At 73.2% G+C, this 19,807-nt stretch carries 18 protein-coding genes; 12 read left to right on the forward strand and 6 right to left on the reverse strand.

What is annotated here, in order from left to right; all coding sequences use genetic code 11:
* Positions 1 to 696 precede the first annotated feature (696 nt).
* The 4 genes from IE287_RS37145 (at position 697) to tpg (ending at position 7,525) form a co-directional block, all read left to right on the forward strand.
* Complete coding sequence (locus IE287_RS37145) at positions 697 to 1,311, forward strand: hypothetical protein (protein WP_229883991.1); 615 nt, start codon at positions 697 to 699, stop codon at positions 1,309 to 1,311.
* Between the two features lie 37 nt (positions 1,312 to 1,348).
* Entirely contained in the window at positions 1,349 to 4,120 is a 2,772-nt protein-coding gene (locus IE287_RS37150) for a DEAD/DEAH box helicase (protein WP_189853841.1), read from the forward strand.
* A 591-nt stretch (positions 4,121 to 4,711) separates the two neighbouring features.
* Positions 4,712 to 6,955: a telomere-associated protein Tap gene (gene tap / locus IE287_RS37155; protein WP_189853842.1), complete on the forward strand. Its 2,244-nt coding sequence runs from the start codon at positions 4,712 to 4,714 to the stop codon at positions 6,953 to 6,955.
* A 9-nt stretch (positions 6,956 to 6,964) separates the two neighbouring features.
* On the forward strand, positions 6,965 to 7,525 hold the full coding sequence (tpg, locus tag IE287_RS37160) for a telomere-protecting terminal protein Tpg (RefSeq protein WP_189853843.1): 561 nt from the start codon (positions 6,965 to 6,967) through the stop codon (positions 7,523 to 7,525).
* Here the strand turns inward: tpg and IE287_RS38975 are convergent.
* Complete coding sequence (locus IE287_RS38975; RefSeq protein ID WP_229883992.1) at positions 7,491 to 7,820, reverse strand: hypothetical protein; 330 nt, start codon at positions 7,818 to 7,820, stop codon at positions 7,491 to 7,493. The genes tpg and IE287_RS38975 overlap by 35 nt on opposite strands.
* A gap of 164 nt (positions 7,821 to 7,984) precedes the next feature.
* Between IE287_RS38975 and IE287_RS37165 the strand changes: the two genes are divergently transcribed.
* The 3 genes from IE287_RS37165 (at position 7,985) to IE287_RS37175 (ending at position 11,276) form a co-directional block, all read left to right on the forward strand.
* The gene (locus IE287_RS37165) at positions 7,985 to 8,983 is read left to right on the forward strand and encodes a hypothetical protein (protein WP_189853844.1); all 999 of its coding nucleotides are present in this window, start codon (positions 7,985 to 7,987) and stop codon (positions 8,981 to 8,983) included.
* 10 nt (positions 8,984 to 8,993) lie between these two features.
* The gene (locus IE287_RS37170; RefSeq protein WP_189853845.1) at positions 8,994 to 9,539 is read left to right on the forward strand and encodes a carboxymuconolactone decarboxylase family protein; all 546 of its coding nucleotides are present in this window, start codon (positions 8,994 to 8,996) and stop codon (positions 9,537 to 9,539) included.
* Positions 9,540 to 9,764: 225 nt separating this feature from the next.
* Positions 9,765 to 11,276 carry a multicopper oxidase family protein gene (locus tag IE287_RS37175; RefSeq protein ID WP_189853846.1) on the forward strand — a complete coding sequence of 504 codons (1,512 nt, stop codon included), beginning with the start codon at positions 9,765 to 9,767 and terminating at the stop codon, positions 11,274 to 11,276.
* A gap of 79 nt (positions 11,277 to 11,355) precedes the next feature.
* On the opposite strand, the gene IE287_RS37180 is transcribed toward IE287_RS37175, so the two are convergent.
* From IE287_RS37180 to IE287_RS37190, 3 genes are all read right to left on the reverse strand, one after another.
* Complete coding sequence (locus IE287_RS37180) at positions 11,356 to 12,654, reverse strand: MFS transporter (protein ID WP_189853847.1); 1,299 nt, start codon at positions 12,652 to 12,654, stop codon at positions 11,356 to 11,358.
* Between the two features lie 24 nt (positions 12,655 to 12,678).
* On the reverse strand, positions 12,679 to 13,218 hold the full coding sequence (locus IE287_RS37185) for a carboxymuconolactone decarboxylase family protein (protein ID WP_189853848.1): 540 nt from the start codon (positions 13,216 to 13,218) through the stop codon (positions 12,679 to 12,681).
* Positions 13,219 to 13,832: 614 nt separating this feature from the next.
* On the reverse strand, positions 13,833 to 14,813 hold the full coding sequence (locus IE287_RS37190; RefSeq protein WP_189853849.1) for a helix-turn-helix domain-containing protein: 981 nt from the start codon (positions 14,811 to 14,813) through the stop codon (positions 13,833 to 13,835).
* A gap of 110 nt (positions 14,814 to 14,923) precedes the next feature.
* Between IE287_RS37190 and IE287_RS37195 the strand changes: the two genes are divergently transcribed.
* From IE287_RS37195 to IE287_RS37215, 5 genes are all read left to right on the forward strand, one after another.
* On the forward strand, positions 14,924 to 15,199 hold the full coding sequence (locus IE287_RS37195) for a hypothetical protein (protein WP_189853850.1): 276 nt from the start codon (positions 14,924 to 14,926) through the stop codon (positions 15,197 to 15,199).
* A 301-nt stretch (positions 15,200 to 15,500) separates the two neighbouring features.
* Positions 15,501 to 16,049, forward strand: a complete 549-nt coding sequence (locus IE287_RS37200) for a carboxymuconolactone decarboxylase family protein (protein WP_189853851.1) — start codon at positions 15,501 to 15,503, stop codon at positions 16,047 to 16,049.
* A gap of 100 nt (positions 16,050 to 16,149) precedes the next feature.
* Positions 16,150 to 17,142, forward strand: coding sequence for an oxidoreductase (locus tag IE287_RS37205; protein WP_189853852.1), 993 nt, complete (start codon positions 16,150 to 16,152; stop codon positions 17,140 to 17,142).
* Positions 17,139 to 17,420 (forward strand): hypothetical protein, encoded by a 282-nt coding sequence (locus tag IE287_RS37210; protein WP_229883993.1) that lies wholly within the window; start codon positions 17,139 to 17,141, stop codon positions 17,418 to 17,420. The genes IE287_RS37205 and IE287_RS37210 overlap by 4 nt, the downstream gene beginning before the upstream one ends.
* A 285-nt stretch (positions 17,421 to 17,705) precedes the next feature.
* On the forward strand, positions 17,706 to 18,716 hold the full coding sequence (locus tag IE287_RS37215; protein WP_189853853.1) for a hypothetical protein: 1,011 nt from the start codon (positions 17,706 to 17,708) through the stop codon (positions 18,714 to 18,716).
* 70 nt (positions 18,717 to 18,786) lie between these two features.
* On the opposite strand, the gene IE287_RS37220 is transcribed toward IE287_RS37215, so the two are convergent.
* Both IE287_RS37220 and IE287_RS37225 read right to left on the reverse strand, forming a co-directional pair.
* Positions 18,787 to 19,173, reverse strand: coding sequence for a hypothetical protein (locus IE287_RS37220; RefSeq protein WP_189853854.1), 387 nt, complete (start codon positions 19,171 to 19,173; stop codon positions 18,787 to 18,789).
* Positions 19,174 to 19,216: 43 nt separating this feature from the next.
* A partial coding sequence (locus IE287_RS37225; protein ID WP_189853855.1) for a methionine adenosyltransferase domain-containing protein occupies positions 19,217 to 19,807 on the reverse strand: 591 nt, incomplete at its 5' end.

Raw genomic sequence — 19,807 nt, forward strand, 5'->3', positions numbered from 1 at the left:
TGCGCAGGCTGGCCTGCTTCGCAGGCCTCGTGAACACGCCTGCTTCGCAGGCGTGGTGAACACACCCGCTGCGCGGGCGTGTCCCGCTGCGCGGGGATGTTCCGTTGCGTGGGCATGTTCCGCTGCGCGGGCGTGTCCCGCTGCGCGGGCGTGTCCCGCTGCGCGGGCGTGTCCCGCTGCGCAGCCATGTTCCCTTCGCTGCGCGAAGGCGGGGCTCCTTACGCTTCGCTTCAGAAGCCCTTGCGGCCTGCTCCGCAGGCTTGGTGATGCTCCGTTCGCTGCGCTCCCAAAGCACGAACTCGCTGCGCTCCCAAAGCACGAACTCGCTGCGCTCCCGGAGAGTGAAGGGCTGCTCCGCAGCCCTTCACGTGGCGCGAGTCCGGGGTGCTGCGCACCTCTTCATGCGGGGCGGGTCCGCTGCGCTCCCCCGCCTGGCGGCTCTTCCGGCTGCGCCTCAGGGCCTTGGGGTCCGCTGGCGCGGGCCGGGCTGGCTATGAGGGGTGGGGTGCTCGCTCGTGTGGTTCCCGTGTACTGCGTACACCTGTGAGATGCAGCATGTACAGTTGGAAGAAATGCAGGACACCCCACAACCACCTGGGAACCTCCCCCGAATTCTGAGAGGAACGACCGTAGATGACCGGTCACCGCAACTCTAGGGGGGCAGATAGCACGCTGAGCAGCCATTCTGTAAGGCGGGTGAGTCAGTATCAGGCGGCGGGCACCAAAGCCCGGTTGGGGCTGTTCGCTCTCCTGGAGGCGCAGGGAGTGTCCGCAGCTGAGGTGGACGACCTGGTGGCGGGGCTGGAGGCCGGGGCGCAGTGCGAGGTGGTCGAGCTGGACGGGATGGCGCCGGCCTCTCAGGGGGTGCGGTTCGCGGACGGCTGGGATGACGGCGTGACGGCCGTGGGCGAGGCCTTGGTGGGCATCGCGGACCGGGAGGGGTCCCGGCGCGGCAGCCGGTCGGCTGGGGCCGCTGACCTGGCCGTACACATCGCGTGCGCGCGGCAGTGTGAACGGGCCGACCTGGAGCGCCTGGAGGCGTGCGTCCGGGAGGGAGTGCTGCCGGGCACCCCTCCGCACACCATGGCGCGGCGCCGGGTCCTGGAGGCGTTGGGCGGGGCCGGCGGCCTGTGCGCCGTGCGGACGTGGAACGCGGATGGGGACGTCGTGGTCTGCACGCTCGATGCCGGGCACGACGACCCGGACGACGAGCCGCCCTTCAAGGACGGGAAGCCGGGCGGCTGGCGCAAGGCGGATGCGTCGATCCGGAACGGTCTTTGTGCGGCCTGCATTCCGCATGCGGTCATCTGAAAGACCACGGGAAGTCAGGATGAGGAGAGGCAAGGAAATGTCGGCGATTCCGCTCAAGGAACACCAGGTGGACCAGCGCGCCGTGTTTAGGAGGTGGGTGGGATTCCCTGCAAGGTCATCTGTTCCCCCGCAAGGGGCCCGTGCCACGATCGTGTCAGCGACCGGCTCGGGCAAGACGATCATGGCCGCCGCGTGTGCCTTGGAATCGTTCGCGGCCGGCCGGATCCTCGTCACCGTGCCGACTCTGGACCTGCTCGTGCAGACCGCCCAGGCGTGGCGCGCGGTGGGCCACCGGGCCCCGATGGTCGCGGTGTGCTCGATGGAGAACGACCCCGTGCTGAACTCGCTGGGGGTACGCGCCACCACGAACGCGATCCAGCTCGCCCTGTGGGCCGGGGCCGGGCCGGTCGTCGTGTTCGCCACGTACGCCTCCCTGGTGGACCGTGAGGATCCCGAGGACCCGACGGGCCGGCGGAAGGTACGCGGGCCGCTGGAGGCCGCGCTGGCGGGCGGGGAGCGGCTCTACGGGCAGCGCATGGACGGCTTCGACCTCGCGATCGTGGACGAGGCGCACGGAACCGCCGGTGATCTCGGCCGGCCGTGGGCGGCGATCCACGACAACGAGCGGATTCCGGCCTCGTTCCGGCTGTACCTGACCGCGACCCCGCGCATCCTCGCCGCGCCCCGGCCGCAGAAGGGCACCGGCGGCCAGGAGGTGGAGCTCGCAACGATGGCCGACGATCCGAACGGGACGTACGGCGCGTGGATCGCCGAGCTCGGGCTGTCGGAGGCGATCGAGCGGGAGATCCTCGCCGGGTTCGAGATCGACGTCCTGGAGGTCCGCGACCCCTCCCCCGTTCTCGGGGAGTCGGAGGAGGCGCGGCGGGGCCGGCGCCTGGCGCTGCTGCAGACCGCGCTTCTGGAGCACGCCGCCGCGTGGAATCTGCGTACGGTCATGACGTTCCACCAGAAGGTCGAGGAAGCCGCCGCGTTCGCGGAGAAGCTGCCGGAGACCGCTGCCGAGCTGTACGTCACCGACGCCTCCGACGCCGACCTGGCCGCCGCCGGGAAGCTCCCCGCGTCGTCGATCGACGCCGAGTTCTACGAACTGGAGGCCGGCCGGCACGTCCCGCCGGAGAGGGTGTGGTCGGCGTGGCTGTGCGGCGACCACCTCGTCTCCGAGCGGCGCGAGGTCCTGCGGCAGTTCGCAGGCGGCATCGACGCCGACGGGCGGCGGGTGCACCGCGCCTTCCTCGCGAGCGTGCGCGTGCTCGGGGAAGGCGTCGACATCACCGGTGAACGGGGGGTCGAGGCCGTCTGCTTCGCCGACACCCGAGGCTCGCAGGTCGAGATCGTGCAGAACATCGGCCGCGCGCTCCGCCTCAACCGCGACGGCAGCACGAAGGTCGCGCGGATCATCGTGCCCGTCTTCCTGGAGCCGGACGAGGACCCCGAGGACATGGTCGCCTCCGCCAGCTTCAAGCCACTCGTCGCCGTGCTCCAGGGCCTGCGCAGTCATGACGAGCGTCTCGTCGAGCAGCTCGCCTCCCGCGCCCTCACCAGCGGCAAGCGCAAGACCCACCTGCGCCGCGACGAGGACGGGCAGATCGTCGGCACCGGCGGCGAGGGCGAGGACCAGGGCGCCGACGCCGCCGCCGAGGCGGTCCTGCTGCACTTCTCCAGTCCGCGCGACGCCGCCACGATCGCGGCGTTCCTGCGGACCCGGGTGTACCGGCCGGAGTCGCTCGTGTGGCTGGAGGGCTACCAGGCCCTCATCCGGTGGCGGAAGGAGAACGGGATCACCGGCGTCCACGCCGTCCCGTACGACGTCGCGGTCGAGGTCGGCGTCACCAAGGACTTCCCGCTCGGGCGGTGGGTGCACCAGCAGCGCAAGGCGCTGCGGGCCGGGGAGCTGGAGGACCGGCGCAAGACCCTGCTGGACGCCCCGGAGGCCGGGATGGTCTGGGAGCCGGGCGAGGAGGCGTGGGAGGCCAAGCTGGCCGCGCTGCGGTCGTTCCGGCGGGCCACCGGACACCTCGCGCCCCGGCAGGACGCGGTGTGGGGCGAGGGCGGGGCGATGGTGCCCATCGGGCAGCACCTGGCCAACCTGCGCCGCAAGGGCGGCCTGGGCAAGGACCCGAAACGGGCAGCAGGGCGCGCGGCGCAGCTGGCGGCGATCGACCCGGACTGGAACTGCCCCTGGCCCCTGAGCTGGCAGCGGCACTACCGGGTGCTCGCCGACCTCGTCGACGCCGACGGCCACCTGCCCCGCATCGCGCCCGGCGTCGTCTTCGACGGCGACGACATCGGTGCCTGGAGGTGGAGGCAGCAGGAACCGGGCACCTGGGCACAGCTGACGCCCGAGCAGCAAGAACGGCTGAGCAAGCTGGGCATGCACCCCGACCGTGCCCCGTCTCCCGCCCCGGCAGCACCCCGTCCGGCGGGAAAGGGCCCGAGCAAGGCGGAGGCGGCGTTCCGGCGGGGCCTGACCGCCCTGGCCCGGTGGGTGGAGAAGGAGGGACAACGACCCGTCCCGCGCGGCGCGGTCGTGGAGATCACGGTCGACGGAGAGGCGGAACCGGTGCCGGTCAAGCTGGGCGTGTGGCTCTCCAACACCAAGAGCCGGCGCGACAAGCTCACCACGGAACAGCGCGCCGCCCTCGCCGCGCTGGGCATGAAGTGGACGGGCGTCGTGCCCGTGCCGGCCGCCGAGGCCGCCCCGGGACAGCCGACCCCGCAGCCCGCTCCGTCGAGCGGTACGGACCGGACTCCGAACGCGACGGCTCATGATCCGTTTCCCGCGTCGTGACCGGACTCCGGACCTGTCGAGGCCCGGAGTCCGGTCACGACGGGCGAGGAGGCTGATCGCGGTCGGCGGCAGGACGACGACGTCCTGGTGCGGAGCCGAAGCAGGCGGCCGTCAGGTAAAGGGCGATGACGAGGGTTGTCGTGAAGCGCCGGTGCCGGCTGCCCCGGAGGGACGGGCGGTCCTCGATGCTCCAGCGTCAGGAGGTGCTGGACGTCGGGGTGGAGGTGGACGCGGCGAGCGGTACGACGATCGGCAGCCGGCGGCGCAGTTCGTCGTCGGCGGACGACTGCCGGCCCCGGGGGGTCGCCGACGTGGTGCGGGAACCACGGGTCCATCGGGATGCTCAAGAGTACGGCGGCGGTCCGACCCGTGTCGCCCAGTGGGCCGGGCCGAGGGGCGTCCGCCCCTTCGCCGTGGTCGGGACCGCAGTGAGGGGCGCTGCGAGTCGGGGGCGTGCGGGAGAAGCAGCGGGCAATGCCGACAGAGCACCCGATTCGACAGCCGCGAACGCCTCTCGTACGTTTTGCGTGCGGTGAAGCGTACGCAAAACGTACGCTTCACTTGGTAGGGTGATGTTCAGGAGGTGCTTTCATGTCCGAGTTGTTCGACGCGGTCGACGCCCTGCTGGCGTCCCGCGCCGTGCTGCCGCCGCCGGCGGAGCGCAAGCGGCTGCGGGCCGCGCACGGCCTGACGATCGACGAGGTGGCCACCGCGCTGAAGGTGCGGCGGGCCACGGTGTCCGGCTGGGAGTCCGGAAAGACCGAGCCCCGCCCGCCGGAACGCGACGCCTACGCCCGGCTGCTGGACAAGCTCGCGGAGCTCTACCCCGCCACCCCGGCCGACACGGCCGCACCCGCCCCCGACACCGAGGTGCCGACCGCGTCCACCGCCGTGCCCGCCCCGGCGGAGGCGCGGACTCCCTCCACAGACCGGGCGTCCGAGGCTGCGGTCATGACCGCGCCCGGGAACACGCAGGCCCCCGCCCCTGCTGCTCCGGCGACCGCGCCGCGTCCGGCACGCACCACCGGGCCGTCGTCGACGTCGGGCCGGGGCGGTCCGCGGAAGGCGGCTCCGGCCGGAACGCCGTCGGGCGGTACCGATCCGCGGTTCGAGAACGGGCCGCTGGCGGTCGTGGACGTCGAGGACGGCCAGGTGCTGGCGTACTGCGCCGGGGGCCTGGTGCTGGAGGTGCCCGCCAAGTCCCTCCCGGCCCTGGTCGACTGGACGCTGCGCGAGGCCGAGCTCGGGCAGCCGAAGCTGTCGGGGCCGGGCAAGGACGCCGATCCGCTGCTCGTGCTCACCGCCGCCGCGTGCGAGCGCTACGGCCTGCCCGTCACGCTCACGGAGGAGGAGAGGGTCGCCGGGCGGCTCCCGGAGGGCCACAAGGTCATCAAGCAGCTCGTGCGCGCGCAGTGGCAGCTCACGAAGCGCGGCTTCGGCCCGTGGGCGCGGATCTACCGTCCCGCGACCGGTTCGGAGCGGGCCTGCGTGCAGCTGTGCATCCCGTCGTGGAACGCGCTCGACACCCGGTTCTGGGGTACCGCCGGGCAGCTCCCTCCGGCGGAGCTCGCCCGCGTCCTGGGCGTGTACGCCTCCCGCGTGATGACGCCGCGCGGCTCGACCGCCGTGACCGGCCTGGAGCTGATGACCGCCCTCCACCCGCCGACCCGGGCCTCCGCGCCGGACGCCCACGGCAAGCGGCACTCCGAGCACAACCCCGGCAGCCTGGGCAAGGACGCCATCGACCCGGTGCGCTTCCCGCCGTGCGAGGTCCCCGACGGCCACCCCGCCCTCAAGGACCTGCCGCGCTTCCACGTCCGCGGTCCCGGGGAGAAGCTGTCCGAGGAGGCGTACGACTGGGCGCGGCCGATGACCGACGCGGAGTGCACCCTGCGCCACCTGGTCGGGATCGACGTCAACATGGCCTTCGCCGCCGGCGCCAACGGGCTGACCGTCGGCCTGGGGGAGGCGACGCACGTCAAGGCCCCGGTGTTCGACCCGAAGCTGCCCGGCTCCTGGCTGGTGGATCTGAGCCATGTCGACCTGTCCCGCGTGAAGGTCGGCAAGGAGTGGGTGGAGCTGAACGGCAGTCTGCTGCCCTCCCCGTTCACGCCGAAGGGCGAACGGCCCGAGGGCCCGGCCTGGTACGCGACGCCCACCGTCGCCTACGCGGCGGAGCTCGGCTACGAGGTGCGCCCCATCGAGGCGTGGGCCCGGTACGACAACGGCCGCTACCTGGACGGCTGGTACCAGCGGCTGCGGGACGCCTACCTCGCCACGATGGCCGACCTCGGCGTCGACGCCGGCCTCGCCCCGGCCGACTTCCTCGCGGCGATGGACGGCTACCAGGACCGCGACCCGGAGCTGGGGCTCGTCGTCTCGGCGATCAAGGCGACGGTCAAGGGCGGGCTGGGCAAACTGCGCGAGCGGCCCCGGGCCGAGGGCTGGCGGCCCGGCGAGCCGTGGCGCGCGCTGTCCCGGCCGACGTGGCGGCCCGACATCCGGGCGGCGGTCATCTCCCGCACGCGGATCAACCTTCACCGGAAGATCGTCAAGCACGCGTCGTTCACCGGCCAGTACCCGATCGCGATCCTGTCCGACTGCGTCGTCTACGCCGCGGACGGGCCCTCGCCGCTGGACTTCCTGCCCTACCGCCAGGGCAAGCCGCTGCCCGGCGGCTTCGCACTCGGCGTCAACCCCGGCCTCGTGAAGTGGGAAGGCACCCAGTCCGTCCTGTGGGGCGAGGAAGTCCGGGAGAAGTTCAGCGCCCCGGAGCTCAACCTCGCCCGGTACATCAAGGACGGCACCGTCACCGACGCCGACAACGGAGAGTAGGACAGGCCGATGAGCAACCGGTTCGCCGACGGCCTGGACGCCGCGGTGCAGAAGGCGTTCACCCGCCCGGCCCCCAAGACGGCGGGCCCGCAGATGCGGTACCTGGTCAAGCAGCTCGGCGGCACGAAGCCGGTCGCGCAGATGCTGCGGATCTCCCAGCGCACCGTCGAGCGGTACGTGAAGGACCAGATCAAGAAGCCCCGCCCCGACCTCGCCGCGCGCATGGAGCGCGAGGTGAAGAAGCGCTGGCAGCCCCAGATCAGGGCCAGGGCGAGGGCCAAGGCGGCGAGCACGGGCGGCATCGTCATCGACACCCGCGCCCGCATGGGCTACACCGCGCCGATCGGGACCACCGATCAGGACCGCATCCGGCACCTGACCGTCGCCCTGCCCCCGCAGTACGCGGCGCGCCTCTTCGACGCCCAGGACGCCGGCGCCGGTGATGCCGAACTCCAGCAGATCGCCGCCGAGGCCTTGAAGGAGGTGTACTTCCAGGACGGCGGCCGCCGCGCCGGCTCACTGGAAGAGGTCCGGTTCACGGACGTCGAGCACCTCGAGTTCGACCTCTAGCAGGCCGCGCCCCGGACGGTCCCGCGGTGCGGAAGCCGTGGTGGGCACGCCAGGAGAGGACCGACCAGCGGGACTGGGCGCAGAGCAGGGAGCCCGTGCTCAGCCAGGAGGCGGTGGAGAGCAGGGAGAGGGCGGAGCCGATCGAGCCGGCGGACAGGACGCTGCCCACCGAGCCGACCGAGAGGACGCTGCCGACGGAGCCGATGGACAGGACGGATCCGACGGAGCCGATGGAGAGGATCGACTCCTTCGAGCCGATCGAGAGAAACGATCCGCGGGGGCGTGGCAGGGGCATGGGGCCATCGTGCCAGGAGGGCGGGGCGGTGGTGAGGGTCCGACTTGGCACAGTCGGTTCGGCCCGGGGTGACGGCACGGGAGGAGGTGCGGGGGCCGGGGCGCCGTGACGAGCATCGCTTCCGGGCCGCCGGCCCGATGCTCACCGTCCATGGAGGGGAACCCATGAACAAGACCGGACGTCTCGGGGCCTATCTGACCGCCGCGGTGACCGCGGTCGGTATCGCGCTCGTGCCGCAGCCTGCCGGGGCCGCCGCCGACTGCACGTACACGTCCAGTGGTCTGGTGCCGCTGAACGACCTGGGCACGGGTACGTACAACGGTCTGACCGGGGGGCTGTACCCGGGTGGAAGCAACGTCCGGCCCGCCGCGCACACCGCGGCCGGGGCGGACCTCGCCCAGAACGCGGTGCTGCCGCGCAACGCGGCCGGTCAGGTCGACCCGGTGAACGGCAAGGTGGTGCTGGTCTCGATCGGCATGTCCAACACCACGCAGGAGTTCCAGAAGTTCATCGCGGCGACGAAGACGTACGGGAACCTGAGCGACAAGCTGGTGGTCGTCGACGGCGCGCAGGGCGGCAAGGACGCCTCCGCCTGGGCGAACCCCTCGGACGCCACCTGGTCGGTGCTGGCCAGCCGGCTGTCGAACGCCAAGGTGACGCCCGCACAGGTGCAGGCGGTGTGGCTGAAGGAGCAGTTCGTCGGGGACAACCTGGGGGCGTTCCCGCAGGGGGCGCAGAACCTGCGGAACGCGCTGGCCTCCATCGCCCGCAACGCCCGGGCGAAGTACCCGAACCTGGCGCTCGGCTATGTCGCCAGCCGTATCTACACCTACAACCAGGCGCGCAGCGCGGGCGCCTACCAGCAGGGCTGGGCGGTCAAGAAGCTGATCCAGGACCAGATCAACGGGGCCCCGGACCTGGCCCACGGGCCGGGCGGGGTAGCGCCGTGGCTGTCGTGGGGGCCGTACCTGTGGGCCGACGGCCTGGGCGCGGACGGCGTGGCCGGCGGTGCGCCGGGCCGTGGCGACGGGCTGGAGTGGGCGTGCTCGGACCTGGAGTCCGACGGGGTGCATCCCTCGGCCTCGGGTGAGCAGAAGGTCGCGAACCTGGTACTGGACCAGTTGTCGACCGATCCGACGTCCACTCCGTGGTTCAACCAGTAGGGGGCCGGCGGTGCCGTACATCGAGATTCCCTCGCCGGTGCCGGGCATCCGGGGCCTGATGGCGAGCAAGCCCGCTTCGGGGCGGGTGCTGAGCGGACTGGCGGAGCAGTTGCTGAGGGGTGACTCGCCGCTGTCGGTGGGCGAGCGGGAGCTGATCGCCGCGTACGTCTCGTACGGCAACGGGACGCGCTATTGCACGGGCTCGCACACCGCGGCCGCGGCGCACGCCCTCGGCGGGGACTACGCGCTGGTGGAGGCCGTGCAGAAGGATCCGGCGACGGCGCCGGTGAGCGAGCGGACGCGGGCGCTGCTGGCGATCGCGGGGAAAGTGCGGGGTGATGCCCGCACGGTGGCCGAGGAGGATGTCGAGGCCGCGCGCGCGGCGGGTGCGGACGACGAGGCGATCCACGACGCGGTGCTGATCGCCGCGGCGTTCTGCATGTTCAACCGCTACGTCGACGGGCTCGGGGCGATCACTCCGGAGGATCCCGCGGTGTACGACCGGATCGGGGCCGCGCTGGTGGCCGAGGGGTATCTGCCGCAAGCCGCGGAGTGACGCCTGCGGGGACGGGTGGCCCGGGGGCTCCGGCGGCCGCACGCCGCCGGGGCCCTTCGCCGTGGTGTCGGACGCAGCACGCGTGAAGATGCCCGGCGGGGTGGGTCGGCACCAGGATCGACGAGCGATTTTCCGTTCGGCTCGGGGTGAGTGACTTCTCCTCCCGGGTGTTCCCGGCGGGCCGGACGGTCGCCTTCTTCGGGCTCGTAGCGAATGGGGGAACAGATGCTGAACAGACGGCGGCTGCTGGCGATGGGCGGCGGTGTGGCGACGGCGGGCGGCGCGCTGCTGTGGTGGGGGCAGAGCGCGGCGGGTGCCGAGACGGGCGCGTCGGCCGCTCCGGTCGCCGACCCGCACGCCCATCACGGGGGCGGGGCGGAGCCGACGCCGGCCGAGCCGACGGCGGGGACCGGTGCGCCTCCGCCGTACACGGCGTTCTCGGAGAGGCTGCCGGTGCCGCGGGTGCTCAGGCCGGTGTCGTCGTTGGGCGACACCGACGTGTACGAGCTGCCGATGCAGCACGCGAAGGCGGAGTTCTTCCCGGGCCGTCCCGCGCCGGTGCTCACCTTCGGGGGACAGTTCATCGGTCCGACGATCCGCGCCAAGGCCGGCCGTCGGGTGAAGGTGCGGTACGTCAACCGGCTCGACCGGGCGGCGACCGTGCACCTCCACGGGGGGCACGTGCCGCCGGGCAGCGACGGCTTTCCGATGGACCTGATCGAGCCGGGCGCGTCCCGGGTCTTCGACTACCCGAACCGGCAGCAGGGCGCGACGCTCTGGTACCACGACCACACGTGTGCCAAGGAGGCCGAGCACGTGTACCGGGGGCTGGCCGGGTTCTATCTGATCGAGGGCCGGGACGAGGCGGCGCTGAGGCTGCCCAGGGGCGCGTACGACGTGCCGATCATGATCCGTGACGCGCGTTTCGACGAGAACGGGGGCATGATCTTCGAGCCGAGCCCCCTGCCGACGACGCTGCACGTCAACGGGCGGCAGAAGCCCTACTTCCCGGTGGACGCGCGCAAGTACCGCTTCCGGGTGCTCAACGCGACGCTGCACCGGAACATCGAGCTGTACCTGGGCGGTCTGGACATGGTGCAGATCGCCTCCGACGGCGGGCTGCTGCCGGAGCCGCTGCCCCGCAAGAAGATCCTGATCGTGCCGGGTGAGCGGGTCGAGATCGTGGTGGACTTCTCGGCGCAGGCCGTCGGCAGCAAGCTGGTCCTCACCGATGTGTGCGACGGCGCCGACGAGCCGGTGATGCGGTTCGACGTGGCCCGTCGGGCGTTCGACCCCAGCCGGGTCCCGGGACGGCTGCGTGAACTGCCCGCGCTGCCGGCCGCGACGGTCGAGCGGGACGTGAAGCTGTCGTTCTCGCCGTCGGGCGAGGAGTTCGCCATCAACGACAAGACGTTCGACCCGAACCGGGTCGACACGCGGATCGTGGAGGGCACCACCGAGATATGGCGGGTGACCAACACCGATCCCGCCGAGACTCCGTTCGGCCCGGTCAACCACACCTTCCACATGCACCTGGTGCCGTTCCGGGTGCTCGACCGCAACGGCGAGCCGCCGCTGCCGGGCGAGAACGGGCTGAAGGACACGGTGCTGGTGCGGCCCGGTGAGACGGTGCGGGTCCAGGCCACGTTCAGCGGCTACAAGGGCCGTTACCTGTACCACTGCCATCTGCAGGAGCACAGCGACATCGGGATGATGGCGCAGATGGAGATCGTCTGACGCTTCGCCGGAGGCGGTGCCTCCGGCGGTGCCGCCGCCGGTCCCGGTCCCCTCGTCGGGGGCCGGGACCGGTGGCGTCTCACCGTACGAGCGTGAGGCCCGAGCGGTCGAGGGCGGGCGTGGCGGGGCGGGGCGTGCGGCGGGCCAGCAGGGTGGCCGGGATCGACAGCAGCACCGCGGCCACGACCCCCGCGACGAACCAGCCGTCGGCGTCGTGCTCGGCGGCGTAGGTCGCGGCGGCGGGACCGACGGCGCCGAGGACGGCGCCGGTGACGGCGTTCGGCAGACCGACGCCCAGGGCCCGGTTCCGCGCCGGGAAGATCTCGGTGAGCAGCTTGGGCAGGACCGAGGTCACGCAGACCAGGTAGACCACCCCGGAGCCGTACGCGAAGAGCAGGCTGGTGAACGTGCCGGTCATCGTCAGGTACGAGACGGAGCCGGTCACGGAGAACAGGAGGCCCGCGCCGACCAGGAGGCGGGTGGCGCCGATCCTGTCGGCGAGCAGGCCGATGGGCACGTTGAGGACCATCATCAGCGCCGTGGCGGTCACCACGGCCCACAGCATGGTGCCGGGCGGGGCGAGGCGGCCGCCGAGGGCGGGGACGACCGACGGCCAGGTGCCGCCGACGGCGCCGCTGCCCGCGACCAGCAGGACGGCGAGCAGCACCTGGCGGCGGTGGGTGGACAGGACCTGGCGCAGCGAGCCGCGGTCGCGGTGGGCGCGGACCTCGCGCTCGAAGACCTCGGTCTCGGCGAGGCGGCTGCGCAGCAGGAGCAGGACGAGGCCGAGCAGTCCGCCGACGAGGAACGGAACCCGCCAGCCCCAGTCGGCCATCGCGGCCGGGCCGAGCGCGGCGGTGAGGATGCCGCCGAGGAGGGAGGCGGTGAACGCGCCCGCGCAGGTGGTGAGGGAGAACAGGCTGCCGTAGGTGGACTTGCGGTGGTCGGGGGCGACCTCCATGAGGTACGTGGTCGCCGCGGGCCATTCGCCGCCGTGGGAGATGCCCTGCGCCATGCGGGCGAGGAGCAGCAGGACGGGGGCGAGCAGGCCTATGTGGGCGTGACCCGGGGTGAGGCCGATGAGGAGCGATCCGCCCGCCATGAGGGAGACGGCGAGCATGAGGGCGGGGCGGCGGCCTCGGCGGTCGGCGTAGCGGCCGAGGAGGATGCCGCCGAGCGGGCGCATGAGGACGCCGACGCCGAGGACGGCGAAGACGCCGAGGAGGGAGGTGAGGGCGTTGTCGGAGGGGAAGAACTGGGCGGCGAACAGCGGCGCGAACAGGCCGTAGCCGAGCCAGTCGAAGGATTCGATGAAGTTGCCGACGACGGTGGCGGTGACCGCGCGACGGTGGTCCTTCTTCGGAGGGTGCGCAGACATGGTGGGCCGTTTCTCGGTCGGCGGTCAGACGGCGGCGGCGTAGCCGTGGGCGGTGATGCGCCGGCCGGCCTCCGCGTAGTAGTCGGGGGCGGTGGGCAGGGCGGTCGCCAGCCCGCTGACGTAGCGGTTGTACATGCAGAAGGCGGCGGCGATGAGCACCGTGTCGTGCAGGTGGGCGTCGGTGGCGCCGGCGGCGCGGGCGGCGGCGATCGCCGCGTCGGTCACCGGTACGGCCGCGGCCTGGACCTCGGCGGCGACGCGGAGCAGCGCCCGTACGAGGGGGGTGGTGCCGGCGGTGTCGGGGTCGTGCCGCACCGCCTCGACCAGGGCGGTGCCGCCTTCGAGCTGGGCCGCGGCGGCCGCACCGTGGGTGTCGGCGCAGAAGCGGGTGGCGTTGAGCTCGGAGACGTACGCGGCGATCAGTTCGCGCTCGCCTCGGGTGAGGGGCGACGGGCCGCGCAGCAGGGTGTCCGCGAGGTCGTTGAGGGGGATGGCCGTGTCGGGACGGTCGGTCATCAGACCGCGGATGCCCGGGAGGTCGTTGGCGAGGGTGATGTGCGGCACCGGTGGGTCCTTAGCTGGTCGGGACAGAGGTCGCGGCTCATCCTGGGCATGCGCGGGAGACGCTTGCCAACTTCTCGTGTGCCGAGCTCAGTCGATGCCGTTCCGCGGGGGACCGGTGATCCGGGCAGGGGTTTGCGGGCGGGCCGGGGCCCGGCCGGTGGTGGCGGGGCTGCTCGCCGACGGCCTTCCGCCGGCGGCGGGGGCGTGCCGGCGCCCGACGGGAGAACGGCCGACGCGGCCGGTGTCCTCGCTCGGGACCGCCGGCCGCGTCACGGTGCGGGCCTCAGCGGCCGACTTCCCGGCGCGGACCGGAATCGGTCCGGAAGCCGAAGGTGTCGTCCTCCAGGGTCTGCACGACCAGGTTCTCGGCATTCTCCAACGACGCGTTTCCTTTCCTTCGGCTTCTTTGGGTTTCCAGGGGTGCTCTGGTCTCGGGGGCCGGTGTGACGGGGTGGGAATCGAGGGGGAATCAAGGGGGAATCGAGTGGGAATCGAGCGGGTCCGTCCGGCGGGGATTCGTTTGCTTTCCGGTCCGTTCTGGAAATGACTCTGGCACGCCTTCCATGGGGTTGTCAGCAGTTTTCGATGGCACAGAACTGCCTGGCATCGTTGTGTCAGACGAGGCCGCTGCGGGCGGCTTCGAGGCCGAGTTGGAAACGGCTTCGGGCACCGAACTGCTCGGACAGCTGGGAGATGAGCCGGCGTTCACTGCGCAGCGAGATGCCGAGGCGCCGGGCGGCTGCCTCGTCGGTCAGTCCGTCCGCGAGGTGGCGAAGCAGGGCCCGTTCCTGGGAGGTGCAGGCCGTCGCGCCGGGCGCGGGTGTTCCCGGCAGCGGTTCGGCCGCGTCCCACAGCTGCCGGAACAGGGCCCGCAGGCCCGCCAGCGCGCCCGGTTCGCGCAGGAGCACGACTCCGTCCCGCGGTGCTGCCGGGTCGAGCGGGAGGGCGGCCTCCGCTCCGTCCGCGAGGCTCAGCCGCACCGGCAGCGACGGCAGCATCCGGACCTCCGCCCCCGTCGCGGCCAGGCTCCGCAGGTCCTCGGTGGGGTCCGTGGCCAGGATCCTCACCCGGGCGCCGCGCGTCGCCGTCTCCCGCAACAGGGACAGGTCGAGCCGCCACGGGTCGTCGGTGTCGGTGTCCGTCGCCGGGGCGGGCGTCAGGGCGAGGAACTCGTCGGTGGCGCGGGCGGCGAGGTCGGTCTGCGTCCTGCGGACGGCCTCGGCGCCGGCGAAGCGCTCCGTCCCGCCGTCGGACAGCGGTTCCCGGCCCAGTGCCGTGTACTCCGTGAGCAGGTCGGCGACCGCGGCCCGGGTCGCGTCGATCTCCAGCTGGGTGCGGGCGAGTTCCGACTGTCTGCGTTCCAGCAGGGCGCCCAGGCCGGCCCGGGGCGGTACCAGCCGGCCCGGGCCCGGTGCGCCGTCCGCCGTCGCCGAGCGCAGCAGCGCGAGGTCGGCCAGGGTGTCGAGGGCCCGGGTGACCGCCTGCCGGTCGGTGTCCATGGCCGCCGCCAGCCGGTCCACGCCCCAGGCCGGGTGCGCCAGCATCAGCCGGTAGACGGCCTCCGTGCCCGGATCCAGTCCGAGAACCTCCAGCATCACAAACCCCCCTGGGTCGTCTGCGGGTGCCGGGCACATGCGTGCCACGGCATGTTCGTGGCCGGTGCCGGCCCTGGGGCCGGACCGGGTGCGTGCGGCACACTCGGTGCGTGCACCTCGTCGAGTTCGCGTTCACCAAGCCGCCGGATGCGCCCGAGGCGTCCCACGACGCCCTGCTGGCCGCCCTGTGGGCGGTGTGCGGTCCCGACGACGGCGTGGAGCACGTCCGGGTGCACACCAGCCGGGCCGGTGCCCGGGGCGCGGCGTTCCTGCTGGCCCCCGACGGCGCGCACGCCGCCCGGCGGTGTCGCGCGGTGTGCCGGCGGGCCCTGGCGGGTTCCCCGGTGCTGCGCGGCTGGCGGCTGGTGCGGCCCGCCGCCGTCTGAGGGCGGGCGGCACGGGGCGGAGCCGGAGGGGACGGAGCACCGCGGGGCCGGCCCCCGGGAGGCAGGCCGGCTCGACGTGATCGTACGGCTACGACCACCTGCCGAAGTCTCCGCGTTCCGCGGGCTGTTCCTTGCCACGTCCTCATTCTTGGTCTAGCGGACGGCCGGGCGCTTCTCCCTGTGTGCGGAGCTGCGGGCCCCGGCACGAGGTGAGGTCCGCACGCCAGGAGTTGGCCGCCCCGGCCGCCGCTCCGGACGATGGGGCGTTCCGTACCGCCGCCGAGACGACGAGGACCCACCGGTGCCCCACATCGAGATCACCAACGACCTTCCCGGCATCAGCGGGCTGATGGCGCAGCGCCCCGACACGGGCAAGGTGCTGTCCGCCGTCGCCGAGACGCTGCTGCGCAGTGGCCCCTCCCCGCTCTCGCGGGGCGAGCGCGAGCTGATCGCCGCGTACGTCTCGCACCTGAACCGCACCGACTTCTGCGCCGACTCGCACGGCGCGTTCGCCGCCGCGCAGCTCGACGGCGGCGCCGAGCTCGTCGCCGCGGTGCGTGCGGACGTCGCCACCGCGCCGGTCTCCCCGCTGCTCAAGGCCCTGCTCAAGGTCGCGGCCGAGGTGCAGGCGAAGGCCGCGCCGGTCTCCGACGAGGCGATCGCGGCGGCCAGGGCCGAGGGCGCCACCGACACCCATCTGCACGACACGGTGCTGATCACCGCCGCGTTCTCGATGTTCAACCGCTACGTGAACGGGCTCGCCACCGAGGTTCCGGCGGACCCGGCGTTCTACGACGTCGCGGCCGAGCTGATCGTCGAGCACGGATACGGCGCCGCCCTGGCGACGTGACCCGGCCGGGCCGGGCTCGGCCCCGTTCGGCTCCGTCCTGCCCTTTCCCGGCCTTTCACGTCCTGTTCTGTCCTGTCAGTTCGTCGCCCGAGGAGGCGTCATGGGGTGGACCACCGCGCACGTTCCCGACCAGAGCGGCAGGACCGCGCTGGTCACCGGTGCCTCCGCGGGCATCGGCTTCGAGACCGCCCGGGTACTCGCGGCACGCGGGGCGCACGTCGTCCTCGCCTGCCGGGACACCGAACGGGGCCGCGCCGCGGCCGAGCGCATCGACGGCAGCACCGAGGTCGTCCCGCTGGACCTGTCGTCGCTCGCCTCGGTGCGGCGGACGGCCGGACTCGTCCGCGAACGGCACCGGCGGCTCGACCTGCTGGTCAACAACGCCGGGGTGATGTTCCCGTCGTACCGGCGCACCGAGGACGGCTTCGAGGCCCACCTGGGCGTCAACCACCTCGGGCACTTCGCGCTCACCGGGCTGCTGCTCGATCTGATGACCTCGGTGCCCGGGTCCCGGGTGGTGACGGTCGCGAGCCTCGCGCACCGGGTCGGCTTCGGCCGCCTGGACGAGGTGGCCGCCCGGTCCCTGACCGGGCGGCGGTCCATGACCGCGTACGGGCGGTCGAAGCTGGCGAATCTGCTGTTCGCGCGGGAGCTGCAGCACCGGCTCGCCACGGCGGGCGCGGCCACCGTGTCGGTCGCCGCGCATCCCGGGCTCTCGCCGACCGCCCTGTGGCAGGGCGATCCGCCCGCCCTGGCGCGGCCGCTGGCCGCCGCGGGGATGCGGTGGCTGGCCCAGCCGGTCGAGGCGGCGGCCCTGCCGTCGCTGCGCGCCGCCGTCGATCCGGCGGTCCACGGGGACGCGTACCTCGGCCCCTCGGAGCGGTTCGGCGGCCGCGGCGCGCCCGAGCTCGCCCGGTCGAGCAGGGCCGCGCGGAGCGGGGCCGGGCGGGAACGGCTGTGGACGCTGTCGGAGAAGCTCACCGGGGTCCGGTACGTGTGCGGGCCCCCGCTCCTCGAAGCACCCGCTTCGGTGGCGGAGGCGTCGCCCTCGCCCGCCGTCGTGGTGTGCCCGGTGACGGGCGGGCGGGCATGAGCGCGGGCGTCGGCCCGGCGGCCGACGGGGGCCGGGGCGGGAGCGAGCGGAGCGCGACGGCCGGGGCGGGTGTCGCGGCCGGGGTCGGTGCGGGCATCGAGCGGCCGGAACGGTTCGGGCCGGTGGCGGCCTGGGCCTGGATGTGGCGGAGCTTCGACATGGAGCTGCCGGACGTCACCGGCGCGGCGTGGCGGGCGGAGCCGGGCACGGAGGCCGCCACGGCCCGCACGGCCGAGGCGGCAGGGTACGCCCGGTACGCCGCTCACGGGCCCTGGTAGCGGAGCGAACGGCGCGGCGGACCGGCTGCCGGACACGGGGCGAGCCGGGCGGTGGGTGGCCGGGTGGTGTCATCCGGCCGGCGGGCCTCGGGCCGGGTCCGGCCGGGGCGTCACGCGCCCTCCCCCGTTTCCGCAAGCGCGTTCTTCCCGGGCGACTTACCGAAGTCGGGATTCCGGCTTCCTCCATCGTGCTGCGTGCGTCCGCCGGACGGTGTGCGGGGGCGGGGCGGGCCTAGCGTGGCGCCACGACACGCCCCACCCCCACGTCTGGAAAGGCGACCCGCCATGGCGCAGACCGCGCAGCGGCCCGCTCCGGTCCGGTCCCGGCCGCAGGAGCGGCCGGCCGGGAAGTCCGGCTCCCGTACTCGCAGCTCCTCGTTCTTCTTCAACGGGCACGTGCCGCGCCGCCGTGCGCTGGTGATCGGCGTCAGCGCGCTGTTCGGCTTCGCCCTCACCGTGGTGTGGTCGGCCCAGTTCGTCGACAAGACCATCGGCGACACCATCGCGGACACGCTGCTCGGGCACCCGGCCAAGGGCACCCCGATAGCGGGCGCGGTCGCCGGACTCGTGTTCGCGCTGGTCACCGGTATCGCGGGGACGTTCACGGCGTGCAACGTGGCCGTGTTCAGCGCGCTCGCCCCGCTGACCGGAGCCCGGGCCGCCTCTCGGCGGGGCCGGATGGCCGCCGCGCTGCGGCCGCTCAGCCGGCTCGCGCTCGGCGCGGTCGTGGTGTCGGCGGTGTACGGCATGGTGGTGGGCGTGCTCGGTACGGGCATGCCGCAGTTCGACGAGAGCCAGGGCGGTGGCGGGTTCTCCGGACGGCTGATCCAGGCGATGGTGGTCTACGGGCTGATCGGCGCGGTCATGACGTACCTCGGCCTCGCCGCCCTCGGCCTGGTGCGCGATCCGCTGGCGCGGCTGACCCGGGTGTGGCCGGACGCTCCGATGCTGTTCATGGGCGGGCTGATCGGCGCGTTCCTCATCGGGCGGCCGTTCCCGCTGTTCCGTCAGCTGTTCCGGGACGCCGCCGCGAGCCGCAACTCGCTCTACGCGGGTCTGGAGTTCGCGCTGCAGAGCCTGGGCAACATCCTGGTGATGGGGCTGGTGTTCCTGCTGGTGACCGGCTTCTTCGGGGACCGGCTGCACCGGTGGCTGACCCGGCGGCCGAGCCGGGCGTCGGCTCTGATGGCGGCGGCTTTCATCGCGGCCGGAGTGTTCATGATCCTCTACTGGGACGTGCGGATGCTGGCCCGGCGTGACCTGATCTGGTACCCGCTGGCGCCCTGGGCCGCCTGACCGGCACGCCGGACGTGCGGAAGGCCCGGCCGGGATTTCCCCGGCCGGGCCTTCCGCGTACCGCGTCCGCTCAGGCGGCGAGGGTCGCGGAGCCGGTCGTGGCGATGGCGGCGACCAGTTCGCCCGCCGCGTCGACGATGTCGAGCGAGGTGAGCTCGGGGTCGTCCAGGACCGGCACGAGGTCCGCGAGGAGCTGGGCGAAGCGGCCGTCGTTCTCGTACGTCATCGCCAGGTCGCCCTCCCACAGGGCGGTGCGGATGCGGCGGGCGGTGAGCATGCCGTCGGCCGTGGTGGAGGCGAGGAGCAGCTCGGCGACCCGGCTCTCCAGCGGGGTCGGCGCCCAGGCTCCGGTGCGGTGGTCCGCGATGAGTGCCTCGACGCGACCGCGGGCGCGGTCGGTGGCGGCGGGCTCCAGGAAGAAGGGGTTGCCGAGGTGGGTGGGGACGGGGGCGGCCATGAGGGTCCTCTCGTGAGACGGGTGGGCGGGGGGCGCTGCGGGATCAGCCGAGGCCGGCCGCGGCGCGCAGGGCCGTGGCGCGGTCGGTGCGCTCCCAGGTGAAGTCCGGCAGCTCGCGGCCGAAGTGGCCGTAGGCGGCGGTGGCCGCGTAGATCGGGCGGAGCAGGTCGAGGTCGCGGATGATCGCGGCCGGGCGGAGGTCGAAGACCTCGGTGATGGCCTGTTCGATCAGGTGGAGCGGGATCTCCTCGGTGCCGAAGGTCTCGACGAAGAGGCCGACCGGCTCGGCCTTGCCGATGGCGTAGGCGACCTGGACCTCGCAGCGGGAGGCGAGGCCCGCCGCCACGACGTTCTTGGCGACCCAGCGCATGGCGTAGGCGGCCGAGCGGTCGACCTTGGACGGGTCCTTGCCGGAGAAGGCACCGCCGCCGTGGCGGGCCATGCCGCCGTACGTGTCGATGATGATCTTGCGGCCGGTGAGACCGGCGTCGCCCATCGGACCGCCGATCTCGAAGCGCCCGGTCGGGTTGACCAGCAGCCGGTAGCCCTCGGTGTCGAGCTTGATGCCGTCCTCGACGAGCTCGCCCAGGACGTGCTCGACGACGAACTCGCGGATGTCGGGCGCGAGCAGCGA

The sequence above is a fragment of the Streptomyces omiyaensis genome, assembly GCF_014650895.1.
In the GTDB taxonomy this organism is placed as follows: Bacteria; Actinomycetota; Actinomycetes; order Streptomycetales; family Streptomycetaceae; genus Streptomyces; species Streptomyces omiyaensis.